Annotated in this window: 11 protein-coding genes; 4 read left to right on the top strand and 7 right to left on the bottom strand. The window is 53.8% G+C overall.

Annotated features, from left to right (window positions below; all coding sequences use genetic code 11):
* On the bottom strand, positions 1-776 hold a 776-nt coding region (locus GKC03_04055; GenBank protein NYT11709.1), incomplete at its 3' end, for a hypothetical protein.
* 316 nt (positions 777-1,092) lie between these two features.
* Between GKC03_04055 and hypB the strand changes: the two genes are divergently transcribed.
* The 3 genes from hypB (at position 1,093) to GKC03_04040 (ending at position 3,805) form a co-directional block, all read left to right on the top strand.
* Positions 1,093-1,743 (top strand): hydrogenase nickel incorporation protein HypB, encoded by a 651-nt coding sequence (gene hypB / locus GKC03_04050; protein NYT11708.1) that lies wholly within the window; start codon positions 1,093-1,095, stop codon positions 1,741-1,743.
* Positions 1,744-1,824: 81 nt separating this feature from the next.
* Entirely contained in the window at positions 1,825-3,150 is a 1,326-nt protein-coding gene (gene purD, locus GKC03_04045; protein ID NYT11707.1) for a phosphoribosylamine--glycine ligase, read from the top strand.
* Between the two features lie 37 nt (positions 3,151-3,187).
* Positions 3,188-3,805, top strand: a complete 618-nt coding sequence (locus tag GKC03_04040; GenBank protein NYT11706.1) for a translin family protein — start codon at positions 3,188-3,190, stop codon at positions 3,803-3,805.
* On the opposite strand, the gene trxA is transcribed toward GKC03_04040, so the two are convergent.
* The 4 genes from trxA to pyrF form a co-directional block, all read right to left on the bottom strand.
* On the bottom strand, positions 3,802-4,125 hold the full coding sequence (trxA, locus tag GKC03_04035) for a thioredoxin (GenBank protein ID NYT11705.1): 324 nt from the start codon (positions 4,123-4,125) through the stop codon (positions 3,802-3,804). The two genes, GKC03_04040 and trxA, sit on opposite strands and share 4 nt — an antisense overlap.
* A 135-nt stretch (positions 4,126-4,260) precedes the next feature.
* Positions 4,261-4,986, bottom strand: coding sequence for a hypothetical protein (locus GKC03_04030; protein ID NYT11704.1), 726 nt, complete (start codon positions 4,984-4,986; stop codon positions 4,261-4,263).
* Between the two features lie 20 nt (positions 4,987-5,006).
* On the bottom strand, positions 5,007-11,504 hold the full coding sequence (locus tag GKC03_04025; protein NYT11703.1) for a hypothetical protein: 6,498 nt from the start codon (positions 11,502-11,504) through the stop codon (positions 5,007-5,009).
* Positions 11,505-11,606: 102 nt separating this feature from the next.
* Positions 11,607-12,266 carry an orotidine-5'-phosphate decarboxylase gene (gene pyrF / locus GKC03_04020; GenBank protein ID NYT11702.1) on the bottom strand — a complete coding sequence of 220 codons (660 nt, stop codon included), beginning with the start codon at positions 12,264-12,266 and terminating at the stop codon, positions 11,607-11,609.
* A gap of 113 nt (positions 12,267-12,379) precedes the next feature.
* Between pyrF and GKC03_04015 the strand changes: the two genes are divergently transcribed.
* Complete coding sequence (locus GKC03_04015) at positions 12,380-13,465, top strand: radical SAM protein (protein NYT11701.1); 1,086 nt, start codon at positions 12,380-12,382, stop codon at positions 13,463-13,465.
* Here the strand turns inward: GKC03_04015 and GKC03_04010 are convergent.
* Both GKC03_04010 and GKC03_04005 read right to left on the bottom strand, forming a co-directional pair.
* Entirely contained in the window at positions 13,452-13,877 is a 426-nt protein-coding gene (locus GKC03_04010) for a NusA-like transcription termination signal-binding factor (protein ID NYT11700.1), read from the bottom strand. The genes GKC03_04015 and GKC03_04010 overlap by 14 nt on opposite strands.
* A 1-nt stretch (position 13,878) precedes the next feature.
* Positions 13,879-14,160, bottom strand: coding sequence for a 50S ribosomal protein L30e (locus tag GKC03_04005; GenBank protein ID NYT11699.1), 282 nt, complete (start codon positions 14,158-14,160; stop codon positions 13,879-13,881).

Raw genomic sequence — 14,160 nt, 5'->3', positions numbered from 1 at the left:
ACGCCCCTCCAACCCATGTTGATGGCAGTGAAATTGCTGACGCTCAACTGGAGGCTGTTATTCGCGGAGATGCCCAACCCTGAGCCGAAGGAGATGTCTCTAACCATCACATCGGTCAGAGTGAGATCAACATTCCCCTCCTGAGACCACAGAATGATCCCGGTATATGATCCATTCCATATCTGGATATTCGATATGGTCGCCGTGATGGGCTCAAATATCGATTCCCAGTAAATGGCACACGGGCTCATGTACCCCCCTCCGATGTAATCTGAGATACGGAGGTTTGACATCGTCACGCTGGATCTGAAGATATAGATTGGTGAATCCGCGTACTGTATGTAGACGTGGTCCAGCACGGATCCAGTGCTTGTCTCATTGAACAGGAGACCGTCCCAAGCACCCCAGGCGGTCGAACCATTGGATGTGAAGAGTATCTCCTCGTCCGTGGTACCCCTGGCATCCAGCGTCCCAAAGATCGTGAAGCCCACACCGTCGTCGAACATCACAGTCACGTTCGGCTCGATCGTCAGTGTCGCGCCTAGTTGGATCGCGATCGATTGATTCACTATGTAAGGGCTATCGTCAGCCGTCCAATTGGTATCGGACGTGATATCGTCATACACGTAGGTCGGCCCCGCTGCGCTTGCCTCTCCCGCGTTCACCACCAGGAGTAGGACGAGCGCCAAGAACAGGATGCCCAAATAGACGATGGCCCTCTTTCCAAGAACCCTAGTTATTGAGAACTCAGGTTCAGAATAAGAGGTCAGACTCATGATTATTTCACCCCCATCAGATATCGGTAACTTATCCTCCGGACCTGTAATAGGCCCCTGACAAATATCGGGTTGGATTTACTTAACAATTCTGTAATACAGATAGTAAACTGGCTTCAATATTGACCTTGGCATTTGAATCGCATTACTCAGCTAGATTGAAAAACGTAAGCAGCCGAGGATGAATGATGGATTATGTCCTATTGTCAAGGTGCTTTTCGATGAGAGTATGATACCGCCACGGGTGGGACAGAAACGAAATGGAATGAGTGGGTAGAACAGCAAGAGTTAACTAAAGGAATGTTAGTCAGGGGTTGTGCACAAGGTAACCGACATCTCCATGGAGATGGATGTTCTTGAAGAGAACAGGAGGTTGTCAGAGGAGAACCTCGACCTGCTCCGATCCAAGGGTATTTGCTCCCTGGACGTCTTAGGTTCGATAGGGGCGGGCAAGACCGAGCTCATAATCAAGATGTCAAGCATCCTGAGGGAGAAGGGGCTGAGGCCAGCCGCCATAGCGGGAGATGTGACCGGCCAGGACGATTTTGAACGATTGGAGTCAAACGGCATTCCCTCGGTGAACCTGAACACCGGAAAGGAGTGCCATCTAGATGCGCACCTGGTCAAGCACGGTTTGGAGAAGCTTGATCTCGACTCGGTTGACTTCCTGTTCATAGAGAATGTCGGCAATCTGGTCTGCCCAGCAGACTTCCCCCTGGGGACGGACAAGAGAATGGTGGTCGTATCTGTCACCGAGGGGGACGACATGATCAGAAAACATCCATTCATCTTCCTCAACGCCGACGTGGCCGTTCTGAACAAGGTGGATCTACTGCCCTATCTGGATGTGGACGCCAACAGACTAGAATCAGATCTCCGGTCCATCAAGAATGGCGAGAAGCTGTTCAGGGTAAGCACCAAGAGCGGCGAAGGGCTTGAGGAGCTGATGTCAGCACTTGGCATTTGAGGGCTCTTCTGCAGGAAAGTGATTGACCTTCGGTATCAATTATTATTAGACAATAAGTCTTTCTTCTCTCAATAGGTGCGGATCATGAAAGTTCTAGCCGTAGGAGGGGGCGGAAGAGAGCACGCCATCGTTCGAGCCCTGTACGATGGAGGCGCCGAGATATACGCCGCCATGAAGAACAGGAACCCTGGCATAGCAAGGGCTTCAAGGGAATTCGAACTCATCAAGGAGACGGACGTTCAGAAGGTCACGGACTTCGCGATCAGATCGGGAGTGGAGATGGCAGTCATTGGTCCAGAGGCTCCCCTGGAGGTGGGTTTGGCCGATTCCCTCGAGGCGGAGGGAATAGGATGCGTTGCTCCGAGGAAGAATGCAGCGAGAATAGAGACCTCCAAGAGCTTCATGCGGAACCTGATGAAGGACCACTCCATACCTGGAAACCTGGATTTCGAGGTCTTCGACTCATACGGTGATGCGAAAGAGTTCATGATGGGATACGACGGCGAGGTCGCCGTGAAGCCAGTAGGCCTCACCGGAGGCAAGGGCGTCAAGATCCAGGGGGAGCACCTCCTGACCAAGCAGGCGGTTCTCGATTATGTGAAGGAGATACTGGACAAGTCCATCGGCGGTGGCGCGGTAGTACTGGAGGAACGGGCGAAGGGAGAGGAGTTCACACTCCAGGCTTTCTGCGACGGCAAGAGCGTGGTACCCATGCCAGTTGTGCAGGACCATAAACGGGCCTACGAGGGAGATAGAGGCCCAAACACTGGAGGGATGGGTTCCTATTCAATGGCGGACCACAGCCTTCCCTTCATGACACAGGAGGAGTACGAGGGGGCCATGGACATCATGGCCAAGACGGTGACCGCCATGGCTGACGAGGGATGCCCTTATGTTGGATTCCTTTACGGTCAGTTCATACTGACGAGAAACGGGCCAAGGGTGATAGAGTTCAACGCCCGCTTCGGAGATCCTGAGGCAATGAACGTTCTTCCCATACTGACCTCCAACTTCGTGGAGATCTGCGGCCACATTGTGGACGGTACTCTTTCTCAATCTAAAACAGCCTTTGCCAAGAAAGCGACCGTATGCAAGTACGTGGTTCCCGAGGGCTACGGCACCAAGTCAATGGCCGGCCTCCCCATAACCGTCGACGAGAGGGCCATCGACAAAGAAGGCGTCTGGCTTTACTACGCCGCGGTCAATGAGGAGAAGGACCGCGTCCTTACCACCACATCGAGATCCCTGGCGATCGTGGGGGTGGAGGATTCGATAGAGGATGCGGAGAAGGCCTGCGAGAGGGGTCTCGCCCACATCAAGGGCGAGGCGATAGCCATACGCCACGATATCGGGAAGCCTGAACTTATCCAGAGGCGTATCGACCACATGAAGGAGATAAGAGGCTAGGGAAAGCCTTTATTCCTCGACCGCTCTTCCCCGGAACATGAGAAACCTGGACGAGATAGCCATTGGCATCCAGGATGAGCTGGACGAGAAGGACACCGTTAGAGAGATCGCTATCAAATCCTCCAGGGCCATCATCCGGCTCTCTGGGGGCGCGGTCCATTCCATACACAAGGGAGAGGATGCCTCGGACATGCTGGCAACGGCTCTCGAGGAAGCCGCCAGACTCAAGAGCCTGCTTGAAGTTCACCCCGACATATGGACCTCAGGGTTGGTATCCGATGCACTCCAGGAACTGGCCGAAGCGGCAATCGTCCATTCCATCTTCAAGTGTGAACGCTTGCCCGCCCCCCATGAGCTCGGGATTCCGCCCACTCCCTACCTTCTAGGATTGGCCGATTCCATCGGCGAGATAAGGCGCTTCGTGCTCATCGCGCTCAGGAGAGGGGAGGTAGACGAAGCGATAACCTACCTGGATATGATGGAGGAGATGTTCCTGGTGATAATGAGGTTCGACTATCCTCAGGCACTGGTGGCCATAAGAAGGAAGCAGGATATAGCCCGCTCACTGGTGGAGAAGACAAGAGGAGATATCACGCTTGCGGTGAGCTCTCGCAGGCTGGAGGAGAAGATCGAAGATTTGCAGAAGAGGCTTTAGAACTTCTGCTTGATGATCTCTTCGATGGCCTCTTTGGGCACCACACCAACAATCTCGTCCACCAATTTTCCGTCCTTGAAATAGAGGAGAGTGGGTATGGCCATGATGCCCATTTCATTAGAGGTTTCGGGGTTCATATCCACATCCAAGGTGCCAAAGGCTATTGAATTCTGATAATTCTCGGCCAGCTCCTCCACGAGGGGTTTGATCATCTTGCAGGGCCCACACCACTCCGCCCAACAATCGATGACCATCTTGTCATACTTGGCCTTAAGCTCCTTGAAGTTCTCGTCGGTCACCTCGATAAGATAGTCCGCCATGATATCAAGGTGTCAATCTACAACTTCCTATTTAATCAATTAGACCAATCGCTTACATCCATATGCAATTTGAATCGTATTATTGAAAAACAAAAAGGAACAAAACGGGCGGAGAATCCGCCTGTGAAAGATTTCTCATCTCTTGCGGCGTTTTGACGGTCTTCTGTAGAAGGTGTACGCCATGAAAGCCAGGAATATGGCCAGGACCACGAACAGTATGTTCCAGAGACCCCAATCCTGCTCACCGACCCATATGGTGGAGGTGTACACCGTTCCCCCTCCAATGAAGGTGATGAACTCCTGGTCAGGGTCAAGCATCAGCTTGATGACATGCTCGCCACTGGATACCGAGGGATCTGTCCAGTTGTACCGAATGGTGGTGGAGGCACCGGGATCCAAGCTCACGGTGGTGGAATATATGGACTTCCCGTCAGCGAAGACCGTCAACGGCACACCTCTGACCGAGATGTTCCCGTTGTTCACCACGTTCGCGGAGATCACGATGGGGTCCATGACCTCTATCCCATACTCCTTGACCATCCTCTCCTCCTCTATTCCAAAGAATGAGGTGACGTTCACCCACAGCACTATTCTCGGCACCTCGCCTTTGGCTGTGACATTCAGGAAGAATGTCCCGCTGGAAGTGCCATCGCTGGGAAGAACATGGGCGTCCGCTCCCGTGGTTCCAAGTATGCTCGCAGTATAGGTGTAGTTGCCTTTCCCCTCAGAAGGTCCGCCGGCTACATCCACCCTGTACATCTTGGTCTCGCCCTTTCCCATGACGATGGGGCCGTCGATGGAAATGTACATAGGAGAGTATTCGGCCTGGACCTGCGGTGCCAGGGCCAATATCAGGATCATGGATATTGCCAGCAGTGAAATCAGCGTTTTCTTCGTCTGAACACCCCCTTCTGATATCCGAGAAGCGCCATTATCACGAACAGCACGAGGGCTACGCCGCCCAGGGCAATGGTCTCTATGGGTATGGCAGGTGCGCTGTCATGCACAGATGTTCCGGTGACAGAGAGATCGGGTACGCTCACATGGGGCAGATTCAGAATCACTGGAAGAGCCTTCTGAACCGTGCCCTCTGAGTTAGACCTGGCGAACAGGACAAGCTCAACATCTGGATCTGGGTTGCTCCTTGTAGGTGTGAGCGACATGTCGAAGTAGGCCGGCATGCCCGCATCCACGGTGACCTCCATCCAACTCTTGGAATTGTTGGTGAAGCTGTAGGTCCACCCCAGGGAAGCCAGCTGCTCAGCGTTGGCCACGGTGATGTTGTAGGTGTCCTCGATGTTCCCCAGGTTGCTGAGCTTGACCGAGTAGGAGTAGCTCTCACCCGACGTTGGGTAGCCCTTGTCGAATGTGAGGTTCAGGGACCTTACCGCTATGATGTTCACATCCACGTTCACACTTCCAGACTTGCTTGATTGTGTTGTGGACTGTGCCAGTATCCGAATCTGATCGTGGTCTACCTTGGCATCGGCCGGGGCAAATATGGTGGCGGTGACCACGGCCGAGTTCTGGCTACCGAATTCCACTGTGACCTTTTCCTTGGAGAACTCAACTTCCCATGAGGTGAAGAGTGTAGACAGCTCGTAGGTGTCCTTCACATTGCCGGTGTTCACAAGCGTGATGGTGTAGACCGCATTCTCACCGGGCAGTATCGTGGCCTTCTCCTGTTCATTCCATTGGACCGTCACTCCGAGGAGCACCTGCTTCTCCAGCTCTATGGTCTTGCTGGTGCTGCTAACGAGATCCAGATCGAAGGAGGACAGGTACTCGACATCCATCTCACGCTCAACGGCTTCGGCGGAGCAGGTGACGCTGTAACTTCCACTGGGAAGGAATACCTCAAACGATCCGTCGGGTCCGCTTTCCAGGTCCACAGTTCCATTGCCAGAGATCTGGATGCTCGCTGGACCTTGAATTCCGCTGTAGATGGTCTTTCCACTGAACCTCAGACCGGACTCAAGCTGGATCGTTATCACATTCGGTTCGTATGGCTCGATCTCGATCACGCCCAGGTACGAACCAGGGCCATCGAACTGTTTGGCGTAGACGCTGTACTCGCCCGGCGCCATCTCTAGGTGGAAACCTGCCATGGTCGCCGTTGCTGAGGCGTTCATCGAGGTATCCGATATGGCTGCGAAGGTCAGCGAGCCAGCGATTGGGCTGCCATTCGTCCCTATGAGCATTCCGCTTACCGTGGAGTTGTCGTAATCCCTGTCGAGCTCGATGTCGATCTCTGTTCCAGAGAGGAGGTCGACCTCCCTGTAACCCGTGTATCTGACGTATTTCTGTTCAAGACCGATTCGTTCTATGGTGCTGTAATCGACATCGATTGTGTACTCGCCCGGCATCAGGTATGTGGTGAACATCCCGATGGAATTGGTGTCGATACGCAGTGTTGCTCCACTCGCATCAGTTATGGAAACTGGCGTCTTTCTTAGGAACGGCCCGTCTCCGAACATCAGGCTTCCATCAAGTGCGTAGGCCCTGTCGGTTATTATCACGATGGGCGAGGATGTATGGTCGATGGCCATCCTCTCCAGGTAAGCGTAGCGAGTGGTGAATCTCTCCGCGGATGCGTAAATGTCGTACTCTCCCGGTATGAGGTATATGTCGAATGTCAAGTTGACGCTGATCTCCTTCGTCTCCGGACCATCGAATGTGATGGATGTCATCACATTCCTGTCGGGTAGGACCTCGCCGTAGACCCTGACACGCTTCACGACATCCAAATCAAGTGGTTCTGGATCCTCTCCGATGACCACTGTGAGAGTGGTGTAGTTCTGCCATCGAGTGGCGTTGGACCCTAGGGTGACGTTCTGGTCAACCTCTACAAGGTACTGACCTGGAGCGAGGGATATGCTGAACAGTCCGTGAGCGTCGGAAATCGCCGTTGCGTTCACCGCCCCTCCACCGACCGCATAGAAGCGGACCTCAATATCATCCAGAGCCGTGGTATCGAAGAAGGCGCTTCCCTGAACGGTCCTGTTCTCTGGGACAAGCTCGATGTTCTCTTCCACAGATTCCATCAGTGGCTTGTACTCCCTCTCGACCGTGTAGTAACCATCGAATGAGAAGCTCACCTGGTATGTGTTCCCGGGTACCAGGGTCACCAGGTACTGCCCGTCGGAGTCGGTGGTCGATGTTATCTTCCTACCGTCGGGATCGATCGCCGTGACGGTGACCCCCTCCATTCCCTCCTGGTCTCCCATGAGGTCGTTACCATTGGAGTCGGTCCATACAACCCCTGAGAGATGGACGGCCTGTGCGAGGTATACGTCCAATCTCTTCGAAGAAGAGACATAGACATCCTGCCAGATGGCGTGGGAGTCCGTGTGAGAGTACATGAAGTAGGTCCCAGTGGGCAACACCGTCCTGAAACCACCGCTGGCATTTGTGACCAAGGAGATTCTGGCACCGCTGGTTCTTTCCTCGAATATGATCTCTGTATCAACAGAGGGCACTCCGCCCTCGTAGACGGTCCCGGTGATTACCTTGCCCTGGACCAGGTTGGGATTGACGGTGACCTTGCCGGTACCTGAGGCCGTTCCGATCCATGCATACTCTACACCGGCCTTGACTGCGATAGAGTAGATGGTGTAGGTGCCTTCCGGAACAAGGATCGAGTACTTTCCAGTGGAGTCGGAGGTGGTCCACACCTCTGTGGTGGGAGAGATCGCTCCCACGAGTACGTTCGCGGTGAGGGTTCCCCCGAGCCTGACGCTACCGGAGATTCCCAAGGAATGGTGTATGGTGAATGTACTGTCCACGGTGCGTCCGTTCACAAGGTTGAACACCTGCTCTCCGATGGACACTGTCTGGTCCTTAAGTCTCAGAGAATAGTTACCTGGAAGCAGCTTGGCGAACTGGAATTCTCCGTCCTCTGAGGTCGTCCGGTTTGTCACCTCTCCACTGATGAGGTCCACCATCTCCACGACGACACCGGAGGCAGCCTCTCCCGTATCGTAGACAAGGGTACCGTTGATCGCACTGGGCCGTACCGGTATATCGACGGTGCGGTCACCCAGTGGGAATATCTCCTGGACGGTCAGGCCAAGCTTGCGGTCCTCATAATATGCGTAGAGGTCAGCAGTCATGGGCGGTACCGAGTAGAACAGGTACCCACCAGAGTTGTCGACCTCTTGCTCCTCGTGGAATTTGATCGACGTCCCATTGAGTATTACTTGGGCATCGGTCATTGGCTCATCGACGCTTGGGTCGAACTCCCCATCGCCGTCGATGTCCCAGAATACCGTGCCGTCTATGCTGCTTGAGGGTATCTGCACGTCTCCGTTGACGTGGTAATCCCACACGCCGTCATTGTCGGAATCGACCTCATCTCTCATGGCCTGAGAATAGCTGATGTTGTGGTTGACCGTCAGGAGCTCTCCGGCCACCTGGGTCCTTAGATCGAGGTCGCCGTACGAGTATACGATTGTAACGTTACCGAAAGGCATGATCGCGCTGTAGTGACCGTTCTCATCGGTCTTGACCGTTTGATGGGGCACTCCATAGTCGTCAAGCACGGTCACCCATGCATTGGCGAAAGGCTTGCCCGATTCTGTAGTTGCGGTGCCCTCGAGCATCGCCCCCTCGTAGTATTGCACAAAGACCACGCCGCTGGCGAGTGTGGGTGCGGACATGTCGACCAAGCCGTCGATCTCGCCGGCATCGATCTTCTCCTTCAGCTCGACCGCTTCCTCCAATGAAACTGCGCGCCATGCCTCTGGGTGATCAGAGACCAGCTCGGCTGGATACGGGTTGTAGTATGCGGTGCGGTAAACCATCCTGAAGTGCGAGAGGTTCCATCCCTGCATGGGCGGCAGATTGGCGAGGGAACCCGAGATGCCGGGGATGCCCTGACTCTCGTACCCAATGTCCCAGGGGCCATAGCCCATGAAGGTACGGTAAAGCATGGACTCGTAGAACATCTCTTTGTATTCGATGGTGTAGTCCACGATTACCATGTCAGCGGTGACGTTCTCGAAGGTGTGCGTCTCGCCGTACTGATCCACAGCAAGTATCTGGTAGAAATCGAAGGGCTGATTGAACTGATCGATCCTGTGGTCTGAGAGTGAGGCTGGAGCGTAGAAGATGTTGTATCCGAATGCTGTGAATGGGAACAGGCGTCCGTCAATGGCGAAATAGCCGACGTCGATGCCGGTCTCCTCTCTCAGGTCGTGGTATAGGTCAACCAAGTCGTCAGAACCAATGAGAGCCAGCTCCACCTGCATCGCCGAGTACTTGGCATTCTGGGCGCTCAGATCGCTGTCGTAAGGTCCGTAGATATCGGGATTGCTCAACACCACTTCGATGTATTTTGATGGGTTGGTCATGATGTCGTTGACCTTGTCCACATCGACATCGTATCTCTCCAGCATCGCTACGATGGTCTGATTGTTCGATATACCTGTTTTCTCAAGGGTCCTGGTGATCAGCATGGCGATGGCGTAGTCCTCGTTCTGACAGGTGATGAACTGTCCCGCGAACTGGTAGGCGTTCTGGAAGTTATCTGCAACCGTCGGATGGTCTCCCTCCCTGACGGATTCGAAACCGTAATCCCACCATGACAAGAATGCAGGTTTGGCCGCATCTGGAACGATTTCACTATCCTGTTCACTGAACCAACTCCAAGCCGCTGGCCAGTAGCTGGTGGGAAGTGGTAGGTTATAGGAGAACGCTCCGAAGTACCAGGATGTCCCGTTGACCGTATCGTAATCTGCCGGTTTGAGGAAACTGGGCATCACGTCGTAGACCTGCTGCGAGTACTCCTCTTTGGAATTTGATGGTATTCCCGCGTCCATCGCGTACCAAACGTTGGGAACAATGATCATGAACGCAAGGAACAACGCTCCAAGCACATGCCGCAATTTGACCGCCTTTCTCAGAGCCTGAATGGGATTTCCTGTCACGCCGGACAGGGTCTTGGGAATGTCCTGGAAGTTGATCCAGTCGATGATAATAGCGGATATCCAACCGGCCGTAATGGCGAAGGCCGGAGCCGCGTTGAACATGAACCTCCCGGCTGAGATGGCCATGAACATGGAGATGCCGCTCCATACCACGATGAAGATGAGGTATGGGCTGGTATCCTTTGCGACCTTCATTGCGGCGTAGACCACGCCGGCAAATGAAAGCCAGAATGTGAGAATTCCGAATGACAGCACCAGGTTGGAGAAGTCCGGTGGTTGTGCCTCCGAGATGGTAGAGTACAGCTTACTCTGTACGAAATACCCCTGCCCCGTTATCAAGGCCTCGAACAGGCTGGGCATGGTAAACGAGAGCACGAACAGGGCCCCTCCACCCAGTATCATGAACACTGGAACTGTTAGTGTCCAGGGGTAATCCCTGGTGATCACGAAGTATCCACCGAAGATCATCCCTGCAAGGAACATGTAGAAAGGAATGTCAAACCAGGTGTCCCAGTAGTTCATCTGGTAGTAGACCGGAGCCATGATGGCAAAGCCCACCAGCAGCATCAAGCCCACCGTGATGACCACGCCCATGGAGTCTATGTCCCTGAAGCGATTGACCAGGACCTGTACAAGCAGGTAGGCGAGAATGATGACCACCAGGTAGGCGAAACCGGTCCATATCATGGCCACTGCTGCCAGCATGGTACCAGATAGGACTGCGTATAGCAGGGATATCTGATTCTGACTGAGATAACCGCGGAACCCTTTCCTGATAGAACCGATCTCTCCCCATTTGGAGACCCACTTGCTACCTTTGACATTCATCAGGGCCAGCATCAGGAAGTAGAAGGAGCAAACCGCGAAGAAGAGCACCATAGCGTCGTGATCAGCGTTTGACATCACACTCCTCTGAATGTGACCTGACATGATCGCGAACAGCAGCGCAGCTACAATTCCGGCCTTGTTGCCAAAGGCAGCCCTGCCCATCAGGAAGATGGGTATTATCGTAAGTGTGCCCCAGAATGCTGTTGACATTACCAGAACGAAGCCCATGGCATCGAATGAATCGATCCCGAAGGCCGTCAGTAGCGAACCTGTAACGGCAACGGACCAGTCATAGAGCGGAGGTCTCGCATTCCTCATCCCAGCTGGATAATTGAGCATGGGATCTTGGACCAGGTGCTGGCCCGTTTCCATGACGTAATCGATTACCCTTTCATGATAATAGGAGTCAGATCCTCCGGATACAAGGTATCCGTTATCCACGGAGATCGAGTACCCGAAGTATGTCCTTACGAAGAACGCTATGAACAAGATGGTAGCGAGAATGGCAACAATGTGCCAGTTCTTGCCGAACCATGAACGCTGGAAGCGGGACTTGAAACCCGCTTTCATCGGCTGTTTCCTTGTGGACGGGGGCCTTTCATCGGCCCCTCTATTCCTAGCCATGGTGCAGTCTCCCTACTGGAAATCGTGCCATCTGATTAATGACCCGATATAAATAGATTGCCAGATTCTGAATGCCCCTTGAGTGCATGCCTGGACACTTCCTCATTCGGGGCGGTTTGCCCAGGCCCTCCTCGCCTCCTCGTACATTCTCTCAGCTGCTGATCTGGGGGAGTCGGCCTGGTATATCACCCTTCCCACGATGACGAAATCCGCACCCATGGATATGGCGTCAGCTGCGCTTCCTCCCTGCGCTCCTACCCCGGGCGAGAGTATCTTCAGATCCCCAATCATCGATCGTATCTCCCTGATCCTCTCGGGGCGTGTGGCAGGGGCGATTACTCCAGCCGCGCCTGACTCCTTCGCAATCCTGGCGATCCTCTCCGAAGCGCTCTGGGTGAATTCCTTCCCGCCCGGGTGACTCATTTCCACAACGACGAATACCTCGACGTCACCCGCCGCTTCAACAGCAGCTCTAACGGAATCGCTGCCGGTGAAGCCGTGAACGATTATGCCCTTGGCGCCCCTTGCCACCGTCTGCTCCACTATGAGCCGGTTGGTGTTGGGGATATCAGCCACCTTGAAATCGCATATGACATCTGAAATTCGTGAAAGCTCATCGATGATCTCTGGAGAGGTGGAGAGCACGAGAGGCCAGTTGATCTTGATTGCCGCCACGAGGTCCGAGACCTCCTCCGCCACCTCAAGGGCCTTACCCTTCCTGGTCTCATCAAGGGCAAGAATTAACCTGGATTCTTCCTTCAAGAACTGTCCTCCCTTCGACCACTCAGGGTCTAAGATGGGAAGGGGTTTCCACTATAAAGAGGCCACCGCGTGAGAGGGGACATCATAAATAGTGCCCATACTTTCTTTTGGTCGTGTCAATAGAATACATGGAGGCTGACTCCGCGTTCGTGGGTCTTCTACCAAAAGGATGCGAACTCTGCAGACGAGGCTCGAAGATGGTACTTCTCATCACTGGAAGATGTCAAACTGGGTGTTTCTACTGCCCGCTTTCCGGGAGGAAGAAGGGGCAGGACGTCATGTTCGCAAACGAGCTTCTTGTCGAGGATGAAAATGACATTCTGGACGAGGCGAGGCTGATCGATGCCGAGGGGACCGGTATCACCGGGGGCGATCCACTTTGGGATCTGGAGAAGAGTGTCAGGATCGTTGGACTTCTGAAGGATGCCTTCGGTACTTCTCACCACATCCATCTCTACACCTCAACCATCGACATCAATTCATACCTGAGGCTTGAGGAGGCAGGCTTGGATGAGATAAGGGTACATCCGCCCCTGGCCTTCTGGGATAGAATGGAGACCACCGAACTGGAGGGCGTTCGCAGGTCCATTGACATGGATATCGGTCTTGAGGTCCCTCTAATACCCGGTGAGGGAAGAAGGCTGAGATCGCTTATCGAATACGCCAATGAGATCGACCTTGACTTCATCAACCTTAATGAGTTGGAATTCTCTGAAACAAACTGCGAAGCGTTCCTGGAGAGGGGCTTCGAGGTTAAGGATGACATTTCAAGCGCGGTCAGGGGCAGCGAGGAGCTGGGCATGGAGATGCTGCGGCTCGACCTGGGCATCTCGAGGCACTACTGTTCCTCCAGCTTCAAGGATCGAATACAGCTCAGAAAGAGGATAATGAGGCGAGCGGAGAATGTGGCTCTCCCTCTCGATATCATAACCGATGAGGGGACACTATACAAGGGCGTCATCGAGTCCCAAGATATGGAAGGGGTGATCAGCCTTCTCGTAAAAGTGTACGATGTGCCAGATGACCTCTTTAGGATCGATCTGGACAAGGGAAGGGTAGAAGTGGCTCCTTGGGTCCTCGAGGAGATAGCTCAGGAGCTGAAGCTACCGGCATTTCTGGTGGAGGAATACCCCACTGCCGATAGGTTAGAGGTGGAAAGAGAGCCTTTGAACGATTCCGCTCGTTCTAGGCCACGCTGATGCTCTGGATGTCGTGGTGTCTGTTGACGACGTCCCTGGCGATCTTGAGGTTACGGCCGTTCTTGCCGATGGCCCGTCCCTTGACCTTGGGATCCACCGTCACGGTTGCGTGGACGATGTTTCCCCGGCTCTCGATCTCCACCTTCTGCACTCCGTAGGAGTAGAACACGTTCCTGATGAACTTCTCCGGCTCGTCAGAGTACTCGATCACCTGGATGTTCTTTCCAGTGGTGTTCTTCAGCCGGATAACGTTCTCACCGGCCTTACCTACGGCCCGGTTGGCCTGTCCCGGTTCGACTACGAACACCAGTTTATCTTCGGCTTCCAAGCAATCCTTGACCCTGGTCTTGGTCACACTCTCGAACAGTGAGATGTACCTCAGGGTTTCCGCGGTGAAAGTAATGTCTGGCATATTATCCCAGGGAAAGAATGTTGGAGGAGCCTTTGTCCAATATTGCAAGTGCCGAAACGGAGAAAGGCTTCCCGCAGAGGGCGCCCAATTCCATGTTGTTGCCCTTGTACCTGTGCATTTTCACTTCGTGCTCGCCGGATGTGAGGAAATCATTCTTGTAATTGCTAGCAATGATGACCAGCTGGGCCTCTCCAGACCTAACAGCTTTCTCAGTCTCCCTCTCTCCGAATACCACCGTCCCGGTGGAATCAGCTATCTTCAAAGCCCTTCCAATATCTATCAT

The sequence above is a fragment of the Methanomassiliicoccales archaeon genome, assembly GCA_013415695.1.
Lineage (GTDB): Archaea > Thermoplasmatota > Thermoplasmata > Methanomassiliicoccales > JAAEEP01 > JAAEEP01.
Note: the sequence above shows the minus strand (reverse complement) of the source record. Positions and strands in the feature narration are given on the sequence as shown.